The sequence below is a fragment of the Pandoraea commovens genome (assembly GCF_024704525.1).
Classification (GTDB): domain Bacteria; phylum Pseudomonadota; class Gammaproteobacteria; order Burkholderiales; family Burkholderiaceae; genus Pandoraea; species Pandoraea commovens.
The window spans coordinates 2,456,836-2,478,849 of record NZ_CP102780.1 but is presented as its reverse complement, the minus strand read 5'-3'; the positions used below and the strand labels follow the sequence as shown (position 1 = coordinate 2,478,849).

At 61.1% G+C, this 22,014-nt stretch carries 15 protein-coding genes and 2 tRNA genes; 11 read left to right on the top strand and 6 right to left on the bottom strand.

The window, feature by feature from the left end:
- The first annotated feature begins 135 nt into the window (after nucleotides 1-135).
- Nucleotides 136-411 (top strand): oxidative damage protection protein, encoded by a 276-nt coding sequence (locus NTU39_RS11580; protein ID WP_039398907.1) that lies wholly within the window; start codon nucleotides 136-138, stop codon nucleotides 409-411.
- Between the two features lie 217 nt (nucleotides 412-628).
- Here NTU39_RS11580 and NTU39_RS11575 read toward each other — a convergent pair whose 3' ends face one another.
- Both NTU39_RS11575 and rpiA read right to left on the bottom strand, forming a co-directional pair.
- Nucleotides 629-1,702, bottom strand: a complete 1,074-nt coding sequence (locus NTU39_RS11575) for a serine endopeptidase (RefSeq protein WP_257959861.1) — start codon at nucleotides 1,700-1,702, stop codon at nucleotides 629-631.
- 15 nt (nucleotides 1,703-1,717) lie between these two features.
- Nucleotides 1,718-2,410 carry a ribose-5-phosphate isomerase RpiA gene (gene rpiA / locus NTU39_RS11570; protein ID WP_257959860.1) on the bottom strand — a complete coding sequence of 231 codons (693 nt, stop codon included), beginning with the start codon at nucleotides 2,408-2,410 and terminating at the stop codon, nucleotides 1,718-1,720.
- Nucleotides 2,411-2,557: 147 nt separating this feature from the next.
- Between rpiA and tal the strand changes: the two genes are divergently transcribed.
- Nucleotides 2,558-3,508 carry a transaldolase gene (tal, locus tag NTU39_RS11565; RefSeq protein WP_257959859.1) on the top strand — a complete coding sequence of 317 codons (951 nt, stop codon included), beginning with the start codon at nucleotides 2,558-2,560 and terminating at the stop codon, nucleotides 3,506-3,508.
- A 65-nt stretch (nucleotides 3,509-3,573) separates the two neighbouring features.
- On the opposite strand, the gene NTU39_RS11560 is transcribed toward tal, so the two are convergent.
- Nucleotides 3,574-6,834: a hypothetical protein gene (locus NTU39_RS11560; RefSeq protein ID WP_257959858.1), complete on the bottom strand. Its 3,261-nt coding sequence runs from the start codon at nucleotides 6,832-6,834 to the stop codon at nucleotides 3,574-3,576.
- Nucleotides 6,835-6,993: 159 nt separating this feature from the next.
- On the opposite strand from NTU39_RS11560, the gene NTU39_RS11555 reads away from it, so the two are divergent.
- Entirely contained in the window at nucleotides 6,994-10,509 is a 3,516-nt protein-coding gene (locus tag NTU39_RS11555) for a cell envelope integrity TolA family protein (RefSeq protein WP_257959857.1), read from the top strand.
- A gap of 57 nt (nucleotides 10,510-10,566) precedes the next feature.
- Here the strand turns inward: NTU39_RS11555 and rlmB are convergent, their stop codons facing one another.
- The gene (gene rlmB, locus NTU39_RS11550) at nucleotides 10,567-11,337 is read right to left on the bottom strand and encodes a 23S rRNA (guanosine(2251)-2'-O)-methyltransferase RlmB (protein WP_046291687.1); all 771 of its coding nucleotides are present in this window, start codon (nucleotides 11,335-11,337) and stop codon (nucleotides 10,567-10,569) included.
- A 263-nt stretch (nucleotides 11,338-11,600) separates the two neighbouring features.
- Nucleotides 11,601-14,180 carry a ribonuclease R gene (rnr, locus tag NTU39_RS11545; RefSeq protein ID WP_257959856.1) on the bottom strand — a complete coding sequence of 860 codons (2,580 nt, stop codon included), beginning with the start codon at nucleotides 14,178-14,180 and terminating at the stop codon, nucleotides 11,601-11,603.
- Nucleotides 14,181-14,459: 279 nt separating this feature from the next.
- On the opposite strand from rnr, the gene NTU39_RS11540 reads away from it, so the two are divergent.
- Nucleotides 14,460-14,544, top strand: a tRNA-Leu gene (locus NTU39_RS11540).
- Between the two features lie 44 nt (nucleotides 14,545-14,588).
- Here NTU39_RS11540 and NTU39_RS11535 read toward each other — a convergent pair.
- Nucleotides 14,589-15,563 (bottom strand): LysR family transcriptional regulator, encoded by a 975-nt coding sequence (locus tag NTU39_RS11535; protein WP_257959855.1) that lies wholly within the window; start codon nucleotides 15,561-15,563, stop codon nucleotides 14,589-14,591.
- A gap of 98 nt (nucleotides 15,564-15,661) precedes the next feature.
- Between NTU39_RS11535 and NTU39_RS11530 the strand changes: the two genes are divergently transcribed.
- The 7 genes from NTU39_RS11530 (at nucleotide 15,662) to NTU39_RS11500 (ending at nucleotide 21,997) form a co-directional block, all read left to right on the top strand.
- Entirely contained in the window at nucleotides 15,662-16,270 is a 609-nt protein-coding gene (locus NTU39_RS11530; RefSeq protein ID WP_257959854.1) for a short chain dehydrogenase, read from the top strand.
- A 301-nt stretch (nucleotides 16,271-16,571) separates the two neighbouring features.
- Nucleotides 16,572-17,486 carry a LysR substrate-binding domain-containing protein gene (locus NTU39_RS11525; RefSeq protein WP_150666429.1) on the top strand — a complete coding sequence of 305 codons (915 nt, stop codon included), beginning with the start codon at nucleotides 16,572-16,574 and terminating at the stop codon, nucleotides 17,484-17,486.
- Between the two features lie 131 nt (nucleotides 17,487-17,617).
- A tRNA-Leu gene (locus tag NTU39_RS11520) sits at nucleotides 17,618-17,702 on the top strand.
- Nucleotides 17,703-18,151: 449 nt separating this feature from the next.
- On the top strand, nucleotides 18,152-19,171 hold the full coding sequence (locus NTU39_RS11515; RefSeq protein WP_257959853.1) for an AraC family transcriptional regulator: 1,020 nt from the start codon (nucleotides 18,152-18,154) through the stop codon (nucleotides 19,169-19,171).
- A 227-nt stretch (nucleotides 19,172-19,398) separates the two neighbouring features.
- Complete coding sequence (locus tag NTU39_RS11510) at nucleotides 19,399-19,965, top strand: carboxymuconolactone decarboxylase family protein (protein ID WP_046291682.1); 567 nt, start codon at nucleotides 19,399-19,401, stop codon at nucleotides 19,963-19,965.
- Nucleotides 19,962-21,113 carry an acyl-CoA dehydrogenase family protein gene (locus tag NTU39_RS11505; RefSeq protein ID WP_257959852.1) on the top strand — a complete coding sequence of 384 codons (1,152 nt, stop codon included), beginning with the start codon at nucleotides 19,962-19,964 and terminating at the stop codon, nucleotides 21,111-21,113. The genes NTU39_RS11510 and NTU39_RS11505 overlap by 4 nt, the downstream gene beginning before the upstream one ends.
- Nucleotides 21,110-21,997: an ABC transporter ATP-binding protein gene (locus tag NTU39_RS11500; protein WP_257959851.1), complete on the top strand. Its 888-nt coding sequence runs from the start codon at nucleotides 21,110-21,112 to the stop codon at nucleotides 21,995-21,997. Before NTU39_RS11505 ends, NTU39_RS11500 begins: the two co-directional genes overlap by 4 nt.
- The last annotated feature ends 17 nt before the right edge of the window (nucleotides 21,998-22,014 follow it).

The following is a 22,014-nucleotide window of genomic DNA, read 5'->3' as shown; positions in this document are numbered from 1 at the left end:
GCCCCCATATCCGGTTTTCGGCCGCCATCGTTGGCCCTCGGGACGTGACTTTCGCGAGCTTTCCCTCGCCCCCTCCCGCCACCAACGCGCTGCCCCCATTCACACTACACTCGACGATCACGAAGGAGTTCCCTCATGGCCCGCATGGTTCAATGCATCAAACTCGGCACCGAAGCCGAAGGTCTCGATTTCCCCCCGATGCCCGGTGAACTCGGCAAACGCCTCTGGGAAAGCGTCTCGAAAGAAGCCTGGGCCGGATGGCTCAAGCAACAAACGATGCTCATTAACGAGAACCGCCTGAACATGGCCGATCCCCGTGCGCGTCAGTACCTCGTGAAGCAAACCGAGAAGTACTTCTTCGGCGACGGTGCCGATGTCGCTCAAGGTTACGTGCCGCCGCCTTCGGAGTGAGCTAAAACCTCCCTCCGGGCGGATCGGCACCCTATTCCGGCGCTCAGACATAAACCCAACTCGCTCCAGAACAGGGCACCGATCCGCCCCGCATACGCCCTCAGTACTTCTCCTCGGGACGTATGCCACAACGACAAAGGGCACATGCCACCGGCATGTGCCCTTTGTCTGTTCTGCTGACCGCCCGATGTACGGGGGTCGACCGTCCATCTTTCTACTACGCGGGATTCGCTTGCGACTGCGGATCGGCATTCACACCCGTCGACCGCGCACCACATTGATGGCAGAAATGCGCAAACGCATTTTTCCGCGTCTTGCACGTGCCACAGTGGTCGAACAGACAGATGCCACAGTGCACGCAGTAATCCCGCGTCGGATCGTCCAGCTTCACCGCCCGCTCACACCCCGGACATACCGACTTCGCCAGCCTTGCCTGCGCCAGATCGTATGACAACGTCTTGCGACGCTGCTCGTCCGGCAGTTGCTCTTCCGCTTTTTGTCGCGCCAGATAACGCTGCAACGACACGATGGCGTACCGGCCAATCAGTACCGTCAACACAATCCCGACGAGATATCGCACATAGCCGCCGTAATCCGGCAGGTACGGCACCAACTCGACGAAGAACGCGAACAGCGCGAAGAAGATAAAGCCCCAGACGAACGGCCACCACGTACTCTTGCGCTGACGCACGAACAACCAGCCACCGATCGCCAGCAACGGCAGTGTCAGCGCCAAGCGGATGCCGAAGACCTTGAGTTCCTGCGAGCGCTGAATCGCCGCCAGTTGCTCACCTGCCGTCACGTCGAGGGCGACGCGCTTTGTACGGGCCGCCTGCACGGCACGCTGCGCATCCAACTGTTTCGATTCAAGCGTGTCGACCTGCGTTTGCGCGTCGCGCTCCGCAGTCTTGAGCGTGTCGAGGGCGCGGGTGCGGGAGACGAGTTCGGCGTCCTGACTGGCTTGCGCCGTCGCAGTTCGCGTCGCCACCCAGTCGTTGAACGACTCGCGCGCATTGCGGTAAGCAGTACTGCGCGCCTTGAGCTGCAAACGCGCAGTCTCCAATTGGGCGCCGACGTCTTCTTGCTGTGTCTGCGCCTGTTTGATAGCGGCGTCGGCACGTTCAGCCTGCGCCCGGTCAACGAAGGAATCGAGCGTCGGCGCAGGCGCTACGCCCGGCAATTTGTCGACGACAAGACCGCCAAGCCCAATGAGGAACGCCGCGAACAACACGGCGATCAGCCACAGGCCACGGCGGAACCAGGTTTCAGGGAGACGACGCGATCCAGCCATCCTGCCCTCCCGGGATCAGTTTTTATAGTCGATGGTGCGCACGCCTTCGGACGTACCCATGAGCGTAATGTCCGCACCGCGCTGCGCAAACAGGCCCACCGTCACCACGCCGGGGATCTGGTTGACCTTCGTCTCGAACGCCACCGGGTCGAGAATCTGCAACCCATGCACATCCAGAATAGCGCAACCGTTGTCGGTCATGTACGGGCTGCCGTCGGCACGCACGCGCGCCTGCGGGCTGCCGCCCAGCGCTTCGAGCGCGCGAGCGACACTTGCCTGTGCCATCGGGATCACTTCGACCGGCAACGGGAAGACGCCCAGCACGGCCACTTCCTTGGAGGCATCGACCACGCAGACGAATTCCTTCGCCACCGACGCGACGATCTTCTCGCGCGTCAGTGCGCCGCCACCGCCCTTAACCATGTGGCCAAGCGCATTGATTTCGTCCGCACCGTCGACGTAGACGGGCAGGCTGTCGATCTGGTTGAGATCGAACACTTCGATGCCGTGCTTGCGCAGACGCTCGGTGCTTGCTTCGGAACTGGAGACCGCGCCGCGATACCGGTCCTTATGGGCCGCGAGCGCATCGATGAAGCAGTTGGCGGTGGACCCGGTGCCCACGCCGATCACGCTGCCCTCGGGCACGTGTTGGTTCACATAGTCGGCAGCAGCCTGGCCGACCAGGCGTTTGAGTTCGTCCTGGGTCATGGGGAATTCCGGCAAAGTTTGGTAAAGTCGGAAGTTTACCGGAGTCGGGCGTGACGCGCCGTTTTTCGTCATCCCGCCCCCGTCTTGCTGTTCCGGCCCCGCGCCGGATGTCATGTCACGCAGTGCTTCTCTCGCAAGGCCGCTCTCATGAATCTGCTCGATCAACTCAAGCGTCACACCATCGTCGTTGCCGACACGGGCGACTTTCAGGCGATGGATGCCTACAAGCCGCAAGACGCCACCACCAATCCCTCGCTGATCCTCGGTGCCGTCCAGAAAGACGCCTATCGCCCGATCCTCACGCGCGTGGTCGGCGAGCACCGCGCCGAGTCGACGGACGAGGTCATCGACCGTCTGCTGATCGCCTTCGGCAAAGAGATTCTGGATATCGTGCCGGGCCGCGTCTCCACGGAAGTGGACGCCCGTCTGTCGTTCGATACCGCAGGCACCGTCGCGCGCGCCCGCAAGCTCATCGCCATGTACGAAGCCGAAGGCATCGAACGCGATCGCGTGCTGATCAAAATCGCGTCGACGTGGGAAGGCATTCGCGCCGCCGAGATTCTGGAGCGCGACAAGATCCGCTGCAATATGACGCTGCTGTTCTCGCTGGTGCAGGCCGCCGCGTGCGCCGAAGCCGGGGCCCGGCTCATTTCGCCGTTCGTCGGACGCATTTACGACTGGTACAAGAAGTCGGCCGGTGCGAACTGGGACGAAGCGGCGAACGCTGGTGTCAATGATCCGGGCGTGCGTTCGGTATCGGCCATCTATCGCTACTACAAGCACTTCGGCCACGACACGGAAGTGATGGGCGCAAGCTTCCGGTCCACCGGCCAGATTCTGGCGCTCTCCGGCTGCGATCTGCTGACGATCAGCCCTGCCCTGCTGGAACAACTGCGCACGACCGAAGGCGAGGTCAAACGTCAGCTCGATGTGAAGGACGCGCGCTCGGCCGACATCGCACGCGTTAAGACGGACGAGCCGTCGTTCCGCTTCGCCCTCAACGACGATGCGATGGCCACCGAAAAACTCGCGGAAGGCATTCGCGCATTTGCGGCCGATGCCATCAAGCTCGAAGCGCTGATCGACGCAGCACGCTAAGGTCCGGCGGGCCCCGGTCGACAAACGACCGCGGCCCGCCATCGCGACAGCCGGCGCAGTCCGCCTTATCGGGCAGGCTCGAAGGCGTGTCCCGATGAGAGCTTGGAGCTGCACGGTTCTGGGGCGCGCAACATCGCAAATCTAATCTCAAGTTCGTTGGGCGTCGGCAACCCTCTTAGCGCATTCAGTCTTCCCTGAAACTCCACGTCTCTCGGATCTGCCCTCAAGGCTTCCAGCCGTGCGTTCAGACGATGGATCTCTATTTCGCTCCTGGCGGCAGCCTCTTTTTTAAGATACTCCCTCGTAAACTCCCGGGCAGCTTTCTTCGTTTCGTGCTTCACCGAATATCGGGCGTAGGCCGCTATGTCGATTCGAACATGCGCTTCCGCTTTCTGCTTCGCCGCTTTATTTGCTTCGGTATAAGCCTGAAGCGATGCCACTCTTGCAGCGTCCAGCGCCATGGACTTTGCCTCACGTTCGGCGGCGTATTTCGCCGCGCTGCTCGATGCTTGTTCGGCCTGAGATTTGGCGCTTGCGGCCGCTTCGCTTCGCGCCGCTTGCGCCGCATCCTCGACTTGTTGTCGAACCTGCTGTTTGGCCAGGGTGGTTTTCACGCTTTGCACCGCCCGACTTGCCGATGTCGTCAAGTTTTCCGACGCGGCATCACTGGCTCCGGAAAGCACCGTCCTATACTCCTTGCGTGCCTCCCGGACCTGCGCATCGAACACATCCTGAAGCGCTTTCTGACTCGCAGTTGGATTACGCTGCTGGAACTCGGCGTAGGCTGCGGTTCGCCGCGCAATGATCGCATCAACGGCGGCTTTACGACCGCCGATGAGGGCACGGCCATACGACGGTCCCAGGTCATCGATCAGGGTTGTGGCAATGTGTGACGGAGGCTCAGTGTCGGGAATGACCTTTTGCCACTCCTCCTTCAAGGTGTCGTGAATCATCTCGCGAAACTCCCGCTGCTCTGCGATCGTGATCGTGGGCATGGCCTCTCGGAGTCGATTGGCCAGTCGCTGGTTGTCTGCGGCGTCGAGTGCGGACAAGGAAAGCACTTCGCGCGCCTGGACGAGGACCTCTTTGAGCGTGACATCGTTGAACTCAAGGCATTCCGCGGGCTGAACCTGAATGAGCAGACGCGTTGCCAACGTCAACGTCCGGCGCAAGCTGACATAGTGCGGCAACTCCCTGATGCCCGGCACCAATTCGGCCTCCTCGAGCCACGCGACCAGCGAGTCGCGCCCATCGCGTGGTAGATGCGGGGCGCGCAGCAGTTCAACATAGAAGCAGCGTGCGCTACCGCTCGGCTTGCTTAACAAGACTTCGAGCAGCGTGTTGCGCGGCACCCCGGCTTCCTTGAGTTCATGCAAGAGACTCGCCCATGCTCGGGCAAGCATAGGATTTGCGGCCACACGTCTTCCGAGCATCGACACATAAGCGCGGCCTTCCGGGGATAGCAGCGCATCGGAGACCTTGTCAGATCGCACCACCTCCGTGCGCGTCAAAACCCCTAACAAGCGCAAATAGTAGCTGTTGCCGTAGATCGCCAATTGCGCAGTGTTCGTGTAGCTGCCATTGGCCTCAACAAGACTATCCGTCAAGGCCCCCAGCATCTGCGGTGTCGGCAGGCGACGGCCGACCTTGTACATCTGCGCAAAATTCCCAGTAATGAGATGTCCGTGGAGTTCGTTGATCGAGGCGCTGAATTCCTGCAGGGCTCGGACTGCCGGATTACGACTGTTCGCGGTCGTGACGCCATAATCGCGGTGATAAACGACGCTGACCGGCTGGTTCGTCCGCGTTTGCAGCATCCCCAGCGCACCGGCGCATGAATCACAGGCGTCGAGCAGCGTGTTGACGTGAATGCTGCCGGTGACGGGATGCTCACGCGCTTCGCGAGCGATGACCGCGGCGAGAATCTGCTCGGCATCGTATCGTCGGTCGATGTTCGTATTGCATTCGGGGTCCAGCACCGGCAAGTTCATCTGCACACTGGACTGGCCCGTCGCGTCCGGTGTTCCACGGGTGTACTTTGCCAGACGGCGCTTGGCATCGATAAAGGTGAGATCGTCGATACTGATCTCGTCGGCGTCGCCCATCGATTCGTGTATTGCGAGCTTCAGGCCGTCTACGCGAGCGCCTCCTGACAACGAGAAATAGACTTTGCGGCCTGCGGTAGTATCGGCGGCGGCAAATGCAAAGTTGCTTTCGCGCAAACTCGATTTCAGGTCCGCAACCCCTGCGGGGTTCTCAATGTTCCACTCGCCATCGGTTTCAAACACCAGATCCGATCCGAGCACCGTTCGATAAACGGCCAGATCGAATTCGTCGCGCTCGGCGTTGAATACGTCACGGCGCGACATGCTGGCCTTGCTGCCATCGACGAATTTTCGCTGCGCTTGCTCCGAGGTAAATATCCGGTAGGCGTCGTCGGCAACAGCGGATGACGGCCGCGTTTTGCCTGAACGAACTTGTTCAGCCTCAAGCTGATGAACCACGTTGCGAAAGCTCTCCGTGCAATGGAGTTCGGCGGTATCGGTTTTGATTTGATGCTTGATCTCCCGAAACTGCTCGATCAAACGTTCGTCTTCCGGGACTCGGGGATCCAGCCAATCGAAGGTCACCTGCCCGGTATGGTCCTGCCGCATGCGTGAGGAATGAAAGCGATCCGGCTCCACCTGGACAACCACGGTCGATGTCGTGCCCGGAATCCGCGCCCCAAAGATTTCTTTTTCGAATGGCACGCCTTGCACGATGTCGGAAAGCACGAGCGGCACCAACGAGGGTTCAGGACGCGACGCGCCCTCATCTCCCGTCGAGCCGGTATTGGCGGAACTCGGCGTGGGAAGTTCGCTTGAAATCCTTCCTTTGATCGAATCATTGAAGGCCGGTGTTGGTGGAAGGCCCATTGCGTTGGCGTCCTCCGAAGAGAATGCGCTAAGTCGAGAGCCTGAGGGATTGACTCTGACGTATTGCTGATTGTGGACAAACAGCCCTATCGGACTCGCATGCTTGTCGCCGCCGTCTACAACATCACGCGATGGGCCCGGCACTGTCTCCAGCGCACGCGACAGGGGCGACGCAGGGCTGACGCGAAAACGCGATAACGCCGAGGTGATGTGGGTCGCGAGAGGCGACTGAAGGAGCTGACGCACCGCTTTGGGCGGCGTGCCAAAATCGCTGATCTTTCGCGGAGATTTACTCGTGACCAGTTTCGGCCACACGGGAGTTCGGTTGGGCGAGGCGGCATCGGTGTGTGGTCGGACGAACTCCCTCGATTCCCGACGCGGCGTGGCGCCATGCGGGGGATTGTCGAGCATGTCGGCCGCCACTCGTCGCGACGAGGGACCGGCCACTGCGAAAGTTTGATCGATGGTAGGCAAAGTGTCAGCGCCGCTTTTCGGCTCTTGGGTGGAGGTACTTGTGACACTAGGGTCGCGCAGGGCTAAGGCCTTCCATAAATCGCTGTGCGCCCTGGCGTGAGCAGTTCACGCCAGGCATCCAAGCCAATTTTGAAAGTCATCGGTGGGGGCGAGGCGGACATTTGCGTTGTTCTCAACTCGTCAGGCGCCATAGCAACGCCCGGCGCGCAGCAAGCGGCTTTCGAGCGAGGTTCGAAGCCAATCTGCCGCAGGGCGCTAAGCGCCAAGCCATTCATGCGCCCAGGTTCGATCGACACCCCCCCTCCAACGCCCTTGCGCGGACCGTCAGATGAACTCGACGCCACCTCGCTCCGGACTCGCCCGAGCAGCGACTTCATCGCCTCCACCGACACGTCGAACAGCGTGCCCGCCTCCGCACGGACCTGGCCGAGTTTGAAGGCAAGCAACTCTCTCACTCGCGTCACCGACCTTATGCACACGTGGGAAACACCCACCGCCCCCGATGTGGCCACCAGCAACGACGACCTTCCCAAGCGACTGTCCCGTACACCATCATCGATCTCGGAAATCAGCGTTGTTCCGGCCTCTTTACCCGAGCGGAGGCGTCATGTCTCGGAGAGCGCAGTACCGACAGACAAAAGGCATGAAGCGCGCGCCTTCTTTGCCATCGGGGGACTGTTCGCCACGGTGTCGAAGAACGACTTACGGCCGAGTGCGTTATCCGCACGCGGTGCGCGATATTTTGGGTTGCCCCCCAAGCCCCAATACCGCCCCTACATCTCTGGCGTGGTCTCGCAGAACAAAGTCGAATCCGGTGAAGGGCAGGCCGATGCGAAGCTCGTTAGCGTAGAACTGTCGAATATCGTCGACGGCGTGCCGTTTGAAAAATCGGTGGTCGGGGTACATCTCATGAACATCGGAAATATCGTCGTTCGTGTCGATGCGGAGGTCTTCTACGCCACGAGTACCCTTTCTCCCGGCGCCACCCAGGTGCGCCTTCGACGACTCGACTCGGACAACCGGAACGATCAGCAAAAAATCGAGAAATACCTGGCGTTTAAGCGTCGGCTCAAAACCGACGCCATGATGAAGAACCCGCCGATCACAGCAGTGAACGTGGCGCGCGGTTTTACGCAACGCGCAGGCTCCCCCGAAATGGAGGCGGTCCGCGCAGCGTTAGAAACACTCACGTCCCCCGTCGATCTGACGAGCTATGTCGAGGACTGCCGTGCGGACTTGCGCAGTCGTCAACGCTTTGACCCCTATTTCCACAAACGCGATCTGGATATCTACAGGACCCTGTTGGGGGACGATCTGGTATTCAAGGAGAACGGCCAATGGAACCTTTCTCACGATGCGGGCGTTGCCGACATACGAACGCATTTAATGAATGGCAACCTCGCGTTTGCGGTGGTCGGCGCCGAGTCCGGCGTCAATGTCTACTTTGCCACTTCGGACAGCGAACGCCTCGAAGGCTTGCGGCTGCACATCCATGAGGCCATAGGCGACGAGGATGCCGTCACTATTGGCGACATCACTTACATCGATGCGAAACGGCGACTCGAGCGGATCACGAAAATCTCCAACGCGCCGGGCCCCTCACGGGCACGAATCAATCTGCCCACCCTAACCACGCCCAGCGCCCGGCAACCCGAGCGATTTCGCGACGCCGAGCAGATTATCGCGGCGGTCATCGAGCACGACATGCGAGATGACCCGATCATCACGAGCATTCATTTCAACAGCCTTCTCGATACTTGCGACTCTTGTGCAGTGGCCCTCCGCTTAATCGGAAAGTTCGCGGGCCAGGACATCAGCTTTGTCTATCACCGCGACTACGGTGTCATGAGTCGGAACAGCGAAGATCGTCGAATTCGTATGCTCAAACAGCTGGCCACCTCCGCCAACCGGATGCGCGATGCGCTCATCAACGACGATTACGCGACGCTGCACGAAGTGTCGAGGACACTACTGGCACCGGAGATGCTCGGCGTGATTGCTAGCACACTTCGCATCTCGTCAATGTCTCCAGCACGCCCGAACATTTACCCCGTTGCCAACGCGCTGTATCTGCACTTACTAGCGTCGCTCATCCGTGAGGAAGCCACATTCGCCCACGATACCGTTGCCATGCTTCGTTCCGACGAAGGCAAGATCTACGTCGCCCTGGTCGGCTATCGAATACGTAACGACCAATACCTGGCACGCGCCTGGTGCACGTTGATGCGAGAACTCACGCTTTCGGGCATCTCGGCCGAAGCGTTGCAATCGATTCTGCTCGCCAGGGCGAACCAACACCTTCGCAGCTTCTGGCAGGAGCTGTTGAGTGCACGCTCGACCACGCGTGGGAATCATTTGGATCAGGTGTATTACCTTTTGAAGCAAGATGACCTGAACCCGTCGCTCACGAATGCGCGTCGCGTGAGCGGCCTTCTGAAGGCAGTGCACCTTCGGGTGCTGCGTTATTTCAAAGTCTCTCGTCACGCTCCCGCCAAAATGGATCGTTCCTATAGGGCACGAAAACCGATCCCCGAAGTGCTCGAGGCGATCCGCAGGGTGATCTCCGAAGAAAGCGTGATCGAGTTGGAACGGGAACGTCTGCGAAGCGCGCTGAGTGAGGCGATGCCGACGATGACAGTCGGCGAACAGCGCAAATTGAGAGACATGGTCACGACGACAGTCAACGAAGCCTGGCGAAAGGAGCTTCCCGGAGAATCGCCACCCTCCGAAATTACGCAAAGCGTGCTTGCGAGCGTTGGGCCGAGACTCGGCAGACATCTGACCGAACTCAGAGGGCCCGCCATTCGTGAAATCATCGATGAGACGATTCGGCGCTACGGAGAGCATTTGTACCGACACCCCAATGCGACGGAAGAACAGATGGCTGCGACGTACCGTGAGCACCTGACATCGGCTAGCACCCGATATGCGGCGTTGCTCGCTGACGACGTGCCTCGCGGGACACCAAGCCCCAGTGGTGAACAGCCTGAAATTGAGTCTAAGCTCAGCACCGAGGCCCGAATCGTCAGCGACAGGGAGGCCCGCAAAGCAGCGCGAGCCGCCGAACATGCTGCCGCCTGGGCGCGTGCAGAGGCGGCCACCAAGGCGCGTACAGAGGCGCAGCAGGCGGTAGCTTCCACATCGAATTACGCCAGAGTACAGGCACAAGATCGCGCCAAAGAGGAAGCTCGCCAAGCCGCAATACGGGCGACGACGCACGCAAATCGCAAAGCGATGGAGGACGCCAAAAAGGCGGCGATCATCAAAAGTCAGCGCGAAGCCCGGGAGGCTGCAGAAAGAATTGCGAGAGACAGGATCCGGGCGGCAACAGACGACGCTAAACGACAAGCCCGCATGCGCGCGGTGGCGATTGTCAAAGAGCGAATCGCCGCAAGGAAGCAGGCTAACACCAGCGCCGGGGGGAGAAGCGGTCGCCCTTCGGACGATGTGTGCACCGAGTCGCATTTTGAAACCAAGCTTTCCATCTTGCGATACGGCGAGATCGGTGCCCTTGAGCGACTCAAAGTCGAATCCGGTCCTATCGGTGACGCGAAAAAGACTGGCGAGGCCTCCGGGTCGCACGCCAAAGTGGCGCTGACGTCAAAACAATGACCTCATCGCAGGATCGCCCTCGGCAGCCTCAATGCCTGCCAGAGGGCGGTGCAATGTTTACTTGCCCTTGACCGCGACCTTGCGCTGACGCACGGCCTCGTAAAGGCACACGGCGCTTGCCACCGACACGTTAAGGCTTTCGCAGCCGCCAGCCATCGGAATACTCATCAGTTCGTCGCACGTCTCGCCCACGAGGCGGCGCATGCCCTCGCCTTCCGCGCCCATGACGATCGCCATCGGGCCGGTGAGCTTCGTGCCGTAGATATCGGCGGGCGCGTCGTCGGAGGTGCCGACCACCCAGATGCCGCGGTCCTTGAGTTCGCGCAACGTGCGCGCGAGGTTCGTCACCATGATGTACGGGACCGTCTCCGCCGCACCGCTGGCGACCTTGGCCACCGTCGCATTCAGACCGACTGCACGGTCCTTCGGGGCGATCACGGCGTGCGCGCCCGCACCATCGGCCACGCGCAGGCAGGCGCCGAGGTTGTGCGGATCGGTCACGCCGTCGAGGATCAGCAGCAGCGGGTCGCCCGAGATGCCGTCGAGCAACTCGTCGAGATTGAGGGCCAGCGAGATTTCCTCTGCCTGCGCCACAACGCCCTGATGGCGCGACGTGCCGGTCATGCCGTCGAGACGCTTGCCATCCGCCTGAACCAGCTTGATCTTGACGCCAGGTGCGTTCTTGTACGACTCCACGGCCTTGAGGAAATCCGTCATACGACGGTCGCGACGGGTCGGGTCGTAGTAGATCTCTTTGACGCTGGTGGCGTCGTGACGCAGGCGTGCGGTCACGGCATGGAAGCCGAACAGCATTTTCAATTTACTCATTTCATTTCCTCAAAATAGCGTGTGCCGTGGCGTCTGTTGCCGTGACGGGGGATGCTGCCGCTTGCCTCACGCACAACTGTCGTCGCCTAAAGCACGACGGCGGCGGGAGCCACATGGGCCGCCGCCGCCGCAATCCATCGCGGGTACCGGATGCCGGTGATTTCCGGCAAAGGCGCCCATCTTACTGCAAACCGCTCACTGCACCGTCGTTCGATGCATCGTGCCATGCGCAGCGCAGGGGCTGTGCACGGCACGCGCATCGATTAGCGACGCGGCTTCTTCGTCTGACCACCGGGGCCGCCCTGACCGCCCTGACCACCTTGTCCACCCTGTCGCTTTGCCGGTGCCTTGCCGCTACCGCTGTGCTTCGCGGGGGCTGCGCCGCGCTCGGCACGCGCGGCTTTCACCTTCGCGGACTTGGGCTTGGCGGGCCGCTTGCCGGCCGGTGCGGGCTGCACGCCGTTGAGCAGTGCGCCGCCCTTGGGCAGTTGACGGATGGTCGGGCCGGCGCTGGCGGAGCCTGCGATGCCGGGCGTGCCGGCGGCGGGCGTCGGCACCGGGGCACCGCCGCGTTCGCTGCGGCCGGACGTCTTCGCGAGCGAGCGGGCGTTCGGTTCGCGCACGAGGCGGAAGTCGATCTTGCGGGCGTCCAGATCCACGCGACTGACTTGCACGCGCACGCGGTCGGTGAGTCGATAGCGGATACCGGTGCGTTCGCCGCGCAGTTCGTGGCGGACTTCGTCGAACTGGAAATAATCGCTGCCCAGTTCCGTGACGTGCACGAGGCCTTCGATAAAGAGATCGTCGAGTTGCACGAAGATGCCGAACGACGTGACGGCGCTGACCGTGCCGCCGTACTCCTCGCCGAGCTTGTCGCGCATGAAGTAGCACTTGAGCCAGGCTTCGACGTCGCGGGACGCTTCGTCTGCGCGGCGTTCGTTGGCGGAACAATGCAGGCCGAGTTCGTCCCAGATGGCGTCGCGCTTCTTCGCGCTCGGCGACTTCTTGTTCTTGTCGTCGTCCTTTTGCAGCTTGCGTGCGTGGGGCGAGAGGCCCGTCGTCAGTTCGACACCGGCGGGGATTTCCGGCTCGTACTTCTTGCCCGCGAGAATGGCCTTGATGGCGCGGTGCGTGAGCAAGTCCGGATAACGACGAATCGGGCTGGTGAAGTGGGTATAAGCCGGGTACGCGAGACCGAAGTGGCCGATGTTGTCCGGGCTGTAGACGGCCTGCTGCATCGAGCGCAGGAGCATCGTCTGGAGCATGGGCGCATCGGGCCGGGACTCGATTTGCGTCATCAGTTCCGAGTAGTCGGACGTGGCCGGTTCGTCCCCACCACCGAGCGAGAGCCCGAGCGTCTTGAGGAAGGTGCGCAGCACCTGGAGGCGTTCGCCCGAGGGGCCTGCGTGAATACGATACAGGCCGGGTTGTTTGTGACGCTTGAGGAAGTCGGCTGCACAGACGTTGGCTGTGAGCATGCATTCCTCGATGAGGCGGTGGGCATCGTTGCGCGTACGCGGGAGGATCTGCTCAATCTTGCCTTGCGCGTTGCAGACGATATACGTCTCCGTCGAATCGAACTCGATCGCGCCGCGCGACTTGCGTGCCTTGGCAAGCACCTTGTAGAGGTCGTACAGGTTTTGCAGGTGCGGCAGCAGCGTTGCGCGGCGTTGTGCTTCGGCGCCCTTCGTGTTGCCGAGGACGGCGGCGACTTCCGTGTAGGTCAGGCGTGCGGCGGAATGGATGACGGCCGGATAGAACTGATAGGCCTTCACTTCGCCGTTCGGTGCGACGAGTGCGTCGCAGACGAGTACGCAGCGGTCGACGTCCGGGTTAAGGGAGCACAGGCCGTTCGAGAGCTTTTCCGGGAGCATCGGGATGACGCGTCGCGGGAAGTAGACGGAGGTGCTACGCGTGAGGGCGTCGGCGTCGAGCGGGCCACCTGCGGCGACGTAATGCGAGACGTCGGCGATGGCGACGAGCAGGCGGAAGCCGTTGGTACGGCCGATCTTCGCGGGTTCGCAGTAGACGGCGTCGTCGAAGTCGCGGGCGTCTTCACCGTCGATGGTGACGAGGGGGACGTCGCGCAGGTCGATGCGGTGGCGCAGATCGGGGGCACGGACTTCGTCGGGGAGTGCACCGGCGGCGGCGAGGGCTTCGGCGGAGAACTGGTGAGGCACGCCGTACTTGCGCACGGCGATTTCGATTTCCATGCCGGGGTCGTCGATATCGCCGAGGACTTCCGAGACGCGGCCGATGGGCTGGCTATAGCGGCTGGGGTAATCGGTGAGTTCGACGGAGACGACCTGTCCGACCTTCGCTTTGCCTTGGGCGCGGGGTGGGATCAGGATGTCATGGCTGATGCGTTTGTCTTCGGGCGCGACGACCATGACGCCGTTCTCATTGAGGAGACGGCCTATGACATGGGTGTTGGCGCGGCTGACGACTTCGACGATATGGCCTTCCGGGCGACCGCGGCGGTCATAGCCGGCGACGCGCAGGAGGACGCGATCGTTGTGCATGACCTTCTTCATTTCCTCGGTGGGGAGGAAGAGGTCGTCGCCGTCATCGTCGCGTACGGCGAAGCCGTAGCCATCGCGGTGGCCGATGACACGGCCTGCGATGAAATTGGACGGGTGGGTCAACTGATAGTAGCCGCGGCGGTCGAGACGAATTTGGTCGTCACGTTCCATGGCGGCGAGGCGCTTGAAGAAGCCTTCGCGTTCTTGCTTCTTGATGGCGAGGGCTTCGGCGATATCGTTGGCGGACAGCGCGGAGTCTGCGGTGCGCAGGACACCGAGGATCTCTTCGCGACTCGGGATCGGATAGGGATATTTGCTCAAAGGTCGGTAGCGTTACTGTGCCGGTTGAGTCCGGCCGAGTGGCGCACCATGCGCCCGACGGTCCGTGGGTTGTAAGGATGCGCGAATAGCGGCGTCTTACAGTCAGGGACAATCATACGGCAAACCTCATGAAAACTGCCACCTGTGCGGAATTTGAGCGTGGGGGTTGAGGTGGGTGAGAGAAACGAAAATTTATTGAGCGAAAGTGTTGACACTCCCGCGTCGCATCCGCATAATCTCACTTCTTCGCAGCGAGCAAGCAGTAAGCGAGCTGACGGGGCCCAGATGGCGGAATTGGTAGACGCACTAGTTTCAGGTACTAGCGGGTAACACCGTGGAGGTTCGAGTCCTCTTCTGGGCACCAAAAAAATACAGAAAAGCCGATGATCGAAAGATCATCGGCTTTTTTCATACTTGCCCAGAAAGCAATGTGCCAGTGCACATTGCGTGGGGACTCGAAAGGCATCGCTTGCAAGCGATGCCGGGGTCGCGGAACGTGACCGAGTCCTCCAAAGCTTCCTTCAGCATTCCCCTCAGCCAGACCCCCAGCGGATTCCCTGAGCGTTTGCGGTGCCATCCAACGGCGGTGGCAAACGTCTCTGGCATCGAATCCAGTTGCAGCTTCGTCAACTGAAATGCATCGGCGATGGCTGAGGGTACGAACGCGACCACGTCATTAAATTCGAGAAACGGTTTAAGTGAGGTATAGCAAGCGAGCGTTGCTACGGGGGGGATGAGTGCGTCATGCGCGGCAAGAAATTGTGAGACTGCGTCATGGGAATAGCTGGCGCTGTCTGTGAAATCGACGCGAGGAAACATCGCGACATCGGAGAGATTACGAAGACCACGGACAATTCCGGACTGTTCCCCCACCACGCAGCAGTACCGTTCCTCAGCGAGAGAAACCCGCGCTAGCGAATCATCAAAAAACTTAGCAAACCCAACTGCAATATCCGCATCCCCGCGCTCAAGTTGTTCCGCGTGGGTCTCCCGATAAAAGTCCATCACCCGCACCGAAACCTTCGGCGCTGCCTCCCGAACCTTCGCAATAAACCTCGGCAATATCGAGAGCTGCGCGTACTCATTCGCAACAATCCCAACACTCCGCTCCAGCGCTGCCGGATCAAAATCCGCGAGCACCACGTCATCCACATCCGAAAGAATCCGCTCGAACTTGCGCGCAATATCCAGCGCGAAGTCCGTCGGCTCAATCCCAGTGCTATGCCGAACGAAGATCTCATGCGGCAGCGCGTCGCGAAGTCTTTTCAAATACCCACTAATTGCCTGCTGCGACATGCCCATTTCCGCAGCAACTCGGGAAGCGCTTCTTTCGCGCACCAGCCGCAAGAAAACGCGCATGTGTTTGAGGTCGATACTGTGCACAACGAGTCCTTGTAACGGATACAACCGGCGCTTGATTTACGCGGGTGTCTGCCATTTTTAAGATGCCACCTCATCTTCAAAAAACGAGGTAAGCAGAAATGAAAACTGTCATCGTCATAGGCGCCAGCGGCAAGATCGGTCAGGCGGCGATGAAGGGGCTCGGGAATCATCGGGTGATCACGGCCAGCCGTTCCGGTGAGGGTTGCGATTATCGCGTCGACACGACGGACAAGGCATCGTTGCGCGCCCTGTTCAAGTCGGTGGGCAAATTCGATGCCGTGGTGAGTGCCGCAGGGCATTGCGAATATGCGCCGTTCGTATCGATGACCGATGAGCAGTGGGAAGCCACCATTCAGGGCAAGTTTGTCGGACAGATGAACATCGTAAAAGTCGGTCTCGACCATATTAAAGACGGCGGTTCGTTCACCTTGATTTCGGGCATTTTGAACGTCAAGCCGATGCCGGAGGGCATTGCGGACGCCACGACGAGCGGCGCGATCGATACGTTCGTGAAATGTGTCGCGTACGAATTACCGCGTGGCATTCGCATTAACGCTGTCAATCCGACGGTCATCGAAGAAGCCTGGTCGGTATATGGCGAGATGATGCCGGGTTATCAGCCGGTGCCTGGTGCGCTGGTTGGCAAGGCATTCGAGCGATGCGTCGACAGCTTCATCACGGGACAGGTCATTTTCGTGGACGCTTGATCCGTCGTCCATTCCGCGTGAAAAAACAAGGGCGATTCCCAGCGGATCGCCCTTTTTGCGTGCCTGACCCCCACTGATCGACGGCGTACGCATCGGCGGTGCTGCAGACCGAAACACCCGAGCCAACGCGTAGTGAGAATGTGTAGCGTTTCCGTCACGACGACTATGGCGTCGTTCCAGAGCATAGGGAAATCTGTAGAATTTACCTCATAAAAAATTGAATATTGTTCAACGGACACTTAATTCGTTGAGCTTGTCGGGTGTTTTTGGTTTTTGTTGCTTGATACTTGTTGGGAAATACATGCCTGCCTTCACTCGCGGCGAGCTTGCCGATTTGAACGTGTTTGTCACTATCTGCCGCCGGCAGAGTTTCCGGGAGGCCGCCACTGAGTTGGGCGTGACGACCTCTGCCTTGAGTCATGCGATGCGCAATCTTGAGGCGCGTCTGGGCGTGAAGTTATTGAATCGCACGAGTCGTTCCGTGTCGCCGACGGCGGCGGGATCGGCATTGGCGAAGGAATTGGAGCAGGGCCTTGAGCAGATCGCATCGGCGATTGGCGCATTGGACCGATATCGTGCGTCGCCGGCGGGCCGGTTGCGTCTGAACGTACCGCGCGATGCGGCGCGATTGTTGCTGGACCCTATCCTGCCCCGCTTTGTCGCGTCTTATCCGGACATCGAGCTAGATGTCACGGTGGATGACCGGATGCTGGACATTGTGGCCGAGGGTTTCGACGCGGGTATGCGTTACGGCGACACGGTGCCTGGCGACATGATTGCGACGCCGTTGACGCCTGCGTTGAAGTGGATCGTGGTGGGTTCACCTGCGTACATTGCGCGTCATGGCCGACCGAAAGTGCCGCAGGATTTGATGTCACACAATTGCATCCGGATGCGGCTGGGTGATAACACGTTGTACAAGTGGGAGTTGGGCAATGGGTCGACGGCAGTGGAGTTGGACGTGCCGGGGGCATTGAGCATCAACGAGAGTGACGGCGTGATTGCGGCGGCGTTGGGTGGTTTGGGTTTGGGATATGTGTTGGAGCGCAACGTGGCGGCCGAGTTGGCGAATGGCACGTTGGAGGCGGTGTTGACGGAGTGGGCCGTGGATGGGCCGCCGTTGTCGATGTATTACCCGAGTCGGCGTCAGACGTTGCCGGGGTTACGGCATCTGATCGACATGATTCGTGCTGAGCATATGGGGCGTGCGGCTTGACGTTTTTGGGTGTGTTGTGGGGATGTGTGAAAGATTTTTGAATTTTTTAGCCCCTTAGTATTGACAGCATGTAACACCCTCGGCATAATCTCACTTCTTCGCAGCGAGCAAGCAGTAAGCGAGCTGACGGGGCCCAGATGGCGGAATTGGTAGACGCACTAGTTTCAGGTACTAGCGGGTAACACCGTGGAGGTTCGAGTCCTCTTCTGGGCACCAAAAAAAATACAAAAAAGCCGATGATCGAAAGATCATCGGCTTTTTTCATACTTGCCCAGAAAGCAATGTGCCAATGCACATTGCGTGGGGACTCGAAAGGCATCGCTTGCAAGCGATGCCGGGGTCGCGGAACGTGACCGAGTCCTCTCGGCGCCGGGGGCGCCGTATGGGAGTAAAGCGGTACCGCTGGGGCAGAGCCGTATCGACGGTTTTAAAAGAGCTTCCGCACCGCTAGAAGCAGAGCCCGACTACCGGTTTGCGTTTTCTCTGGCGCATCCGATCCCCGGCCTTCCGCGCGCCCCACCGCCCCACCGCCCCAGCCCACCATCCCCCATCCCCCATCCCCAACCTCAGTAATAAGCATCCAACGAAAAAATAGTTGTCTGTGGGAATGTCGGTGGGGAGGATGATTGTTTTGCCGTTGAGGGCATGACAGCGTGGAGCGGGTTATGTTGCAAGAGGTGTTGGGTGCGAACGAGGCCGACCGCGTTGCCGACTGGTTGCTGGCGGGGTTGGAATTAAAGAGCACGCTGTTCCACGTGGGCGAATACTGTGGTGTATATCAGGCGTCGACGGGTGGGCATCAGCGGGCGAGTTTCCATGTGGTGTTGGACGGCGGGTGTTATCTGCACGTCGGTACAGATGGGGGCCGCGAGGCGAGCACGACCGAATTGAGCGCCGGGGATGCTGTGTTCTTGCTTTCGGACGTTCCGCACGCGCTGACGCCATCCGCGACACCTCCGGCAGACCTAAGCGTCAGATTGGGCAAGATGACACCGCTGCCGCCGGAGCCTCGCGCAAGCGCGGCGACCACCCAAGCCGCAAAGCCCTCCGTCGCCCTTGCCTGTGGCTTTTTCGAATTCCGCACCGATCTCGACACGCTGGTACTCGGCTTGCTGCCGAACCCGATCATTGCGCGACACGCGAGCGGTCGGCTTGATGGCATGACGCAGGTTTTCGCGTTAATCCAGGCTGAAGCACGCCGCCCTGGCGACACGCCCTCCCCGCTACTCGCCCGCCTCACCGACCTGCTTTTCTACTACGCATTACGCGAAGCGGTACACGCAGAAGACATCGCCCCAGGGATGTGGCGTTTAATGCGTCGCGACGCCTTCGGCCGTCTTGCAGCGGCGATCATCGAGTCTCCGGGCGAGCGTTGGACGACGGATAGCATGGCGGACTTCGTGAACATGTCGCGCGCGCGATTCTGCAAGCAATTTGCGGAGGTTGGCGGACAACCGCCGGCGCACTTCGTGACATTAGTCCGAATGAAGACGGCGGCTGCGTTGTTGCGCGCAGGCGTTTCTCTGCCGGAGGCGGCCGAGCAGGTGGGCTACCAGTCGGAGTCGGCCTTTGCGCAGGCTTTCAAACGTGTGACTGGAATCCAGCCGGGGGCATGGCGTCGTCAAGCGGCCAGCGCGGGCGCTCAGCCTGCTGCAACCCCATTGGCCACGTACCCGGTGCACTAAGACTAGCGAAGTCCATCACCGGCAAACGCTCGCCCACTGTGGCTTTGCGTGCAATGGCCTGCCCACCATCGCATCCGGGACAAGCGTATTCTTCGAGAGCGCTCCCCCTCCTACCTCGGAATTTTCCGTCCCCCGATGAGACGAATCCGCAGAATTTCCAGACGGGCGCGCATTGAGCAAGCGCCCGGCCTTGCGCACAATGGAGGCTCGACTGTAAGGAGCCCGATATGAGCCGACTGCCATTGCACACTGTTGAGACCGCCCCGGAGGCGAGCCGTCCGTTTTTGGAGAAGTCGCTGGCGGCGAATGGTTTCCTGCCGAACCTAGTGGCGTCGCTCGCGAACGCACCGACGGCACTCGAAACGTATCTGACGGTGGGCGCGATCAATGGCCGCGCGAGCCTGACGCTGGCCGAGCGCGAGGTCGTGCAGATCACGGCGGCCGGGATTCATGGCTGTGGCTTTTGCGTTGCCGGTCATACGGCGGTGGCGCTGAAGAAGGCGCAACTTCCCGAAGCCCTCGTGAATGAAATCCGCGATCAGGCCAAACTCTCCGATGCCCGCCTCGACGCAGTCGCCAACTTCACGCGCGCCGTGATCGCAACGCGCGGCGCGGTGTCGGATGCCGAATTCACCGCTTTCAAATCAGCGGGTTTCGACGATGCCGCCGCCCTCGAAGTGGTGCTTGGCGTCTCGCTCGCTACGCTGTGCAACTTCGCGAACAATCTTTCGCAAAACGAACTGAACCCGCAACTGGCGGCTTATCGCTGGGAACCGAAGGCGCAAGCGGCATGAGCACCACCGCCAGCCAGCAGGGTCTCGCCGCCCGCGCACCGGCACTCGCAACGTGGCTCGACGCGCATGCGGAGACGCTCGACACGGACGCCACGCTTTGCGGTGACGTGGTGCCGCAACTCGCCAGCGCTGGATTACTGCGCGTTGGCGTTCCGGTTGAGCTGGGCGGTACTGGCGGCACGATCGGCGATGCGATCGACAGCGTTGCCGACGTTGCCGCGCATTCGTTCGCGGCGGCCTTCGTCCTTTGGGGACAGCGCACGTTCATCGAGTACTTGCTGCAAAGCCCGAATCAGGCGTTGCGCGATCGTCTGCTGCCTGCCTTGCTTTGCGGCGAACTGGCTGGCGCGACCGGCCTGTCGAACGCAATGAAATACTTGTCGGCCATCGAGCCGTTGCAAATCCGGGCGACGGACGTACCCGCCGCATCCTCATCTGGCACGGGTAGCGGCAGCACATCGTCGCGGCGCGTGAACGGTGGCTTGCCGTGGATCACGAACCTGCGCAAGCAAGGCTTCGTTGCCGCTGCCGCCATCGACCACGAGGCTGGGGGTCCGCCGTCGATCTTCGCCATCGCCCACAACGCGCCGGGGGTACATCGCAGCGACGATCTGGATCTGATCGGTCTGCGCGGCACCAATACCGCCGCGCTTCAGATGACCGACACGCCACTGAGCGATGACGACCGCATCGCCGACAACGCGCCGACTTGGCTCGTGCGTGTGCGCCCGGCCTTCCTGGGGCTGCAATGCGGCATGTCGCTGGGCCTTGCGCGACGCAGCCTCGACGCCACGAACGAAGGCGGCCCGGCAGCGCGTGCTGCGGTGGCAGACGACGTGGCCGCGCTGACCGATCAGCTCGCGTCCCTCACGACGCGTCTGAAAGCGGGCGTCCTGCAAGGCGAATTTATCGACACGCCCGCAAGCCTGTTCAAACTGCGCATCTCGCTCGCGGAACTCGTTCACGACGCTGCCACGCTGGAAGTGCAGACTGGAGGCGGACGCGGTTACCTGCGAGGACTCTCGGGTGTCGCGCGACGTCAGCGCGAGGCCGCTTTTGTGCCTATCGTGACGCCGAGTCTCGTGCAACTAAAGAACCAACTGGCGGCGCAACGCGCACAGCAACTCAAGACCGGAACGGTTACATGACCCAACCCACGGCGACGCAACGCGCGCACGCATCCGCACCCGAGCACGCACATTTCGCCGCAGCGCGCGAGGACACATCGCGCGCATCGCCATTCCTGACGCTTCGCAATATCGGCCTGTCCTACGGCGAACGGGCAATCCTTCGCGGCGTCGACCTCTCGGTCGCGCCGGGGGAACTCGTCTCCGTTCTCGGCCCGAGCGGCTCAGGCAAGTCCACGTTGTTGCGCATTGCTGCCGGGCTGCTTGCACCAAGCGACGGCACCATCGATGTGGATGGCACACCGCTTACCGGTCCACGCCCCGACGTGGCTCTCGCCTTTCAGGACCCTTGCCTGCTGCCCTGGCTGTCGGTGGAGCGCAACGTGGCGTTCGGCCTGACGTTCGCGCGCCAGCCCGCACTCTCGCGCGAGACGCGGCGCACGCGCATCGACGCCGCGCTGACCGAAGTCGGCTTATCCCATGCGCATCATCTGCATCCTCGCCAGCTTTCCGGCGGCATGGCGCAGCGGGTGGCACTCGCGCGCTGTCTCGCGCGTCAGCCGCGCGCACTGCTACTCGACGAGCCGTTTGGCGCACTTGACGAAGTCACACGCGCCGACATGCAGCGTCTGCTGGTGACCGTGGTGCGCGACACCGGCGCGGCGACGGTCCTCGTCACACACGATATCGACGAGGCGTTGCTCGTCTCGGACCGGATCGTGCTGCTCGGCAATCAGGGGCGCACGCTTGCACAATGGCAGATCGATGTGCCCTCGCCGCGCGAAGCCCAGGTGCAGGCGCTCGGTGCGTTGCGCATCGAGATTCTGCAAGCGCTGCAACTTGCGATGTCCCGCGATACGACATCCGCTCACGCAGCACTTCACACCACACCTCACACACGTTAAGCACCCACCTTCGGGGA

Excerpts from the sequence above, each read along its gene's own strand:
- rpiA (WP_257959860.1), bottom strand. The coding sequence starts at position 2,410 with ATGACCCAGGACGAACTCAAACGCCTGGTCGGCCAGGCTGCTGCCGAC.
- tal (WP_257959859.1), top strand. The coding sequence starts at position 2,558 with ATGAATCTGCTCGATCAACTCAAGCGTCACACCATCGTCGTTGCCGAC.
- NTU39_RS11525 (WP_150666429.1), top strand. The coding sequence starts at position 16,572 with ATGCCTGCCTTCACTCGCGGCGAGCTTGCCGATTTGAACGTGTTTGTC.
- NTU39_RS11530 (WP_257959854.1), top strand. The coding sequence starts at position 15,662 with ATGAAAACTGTCATCGTCATAGGCGCCAGCGGCAAGATCGGTCAGGCG.
- NTU39_RS11575 (WP_257959861.1), bottom strand. The coding sequence starts at position 1,702 with ATGGCTGGATCGCGTCGTCTCCCTGAAACCTGGTTCCGCCGTGGCCTG.
- NTU39_RS11515 (WP_257959853.1), top strand. The coding sequence starts at position 18,152 with ATGTTGCAAGAGGTGTTGGGTGCGAACGAGGCCGACCGCGTTGCCGAC.
- rlmB (WP_046291687.1), bottom strand. The coding sequence starts at position 11,337 with ATGAGTAAATTGAAAATGCTGTTCGGCTTCCATGCCGTGACCGCACGC.
- NTU39_RS11560 (WP_257959858.1), bottom strand. The coding sequence starts at position 6,834 with ATGCTCGACAATCCCCCGCATGGCGCCACGCCGCGTCGGGAATCGAGG.
- NTU39_RS11510 (WP_046291682.1), top strand. The coding sequence starts at position 19,399 with ATGAGCCGACTGCCATTGCACACTGTTGAGACCGCCCCGGAGGCGAGC.
- NTU39_RS11505 (WP_257959852.1), top strand. The coding sequence starts at position 19,962 with ATGAGCACCACCGCCAGCCAGCAGGGTCTCGCCGCCCGCGCACCGGCA.
- NTU39_RS11500 (WP_257959851.1), top strand. The coding sequence starts at position 21,110 with ATGACCCAACCCACGGCGACGCAACGCGCGCACGCATCCGCACCCGAG.
- NTU39_RS11580 (WP_039398907.1), top strand. The coding sequence starts at position 136 with ATGGCCCGCATGGTTCAATGCATCAAACTCGGCACCGAAGCCGAAGGT.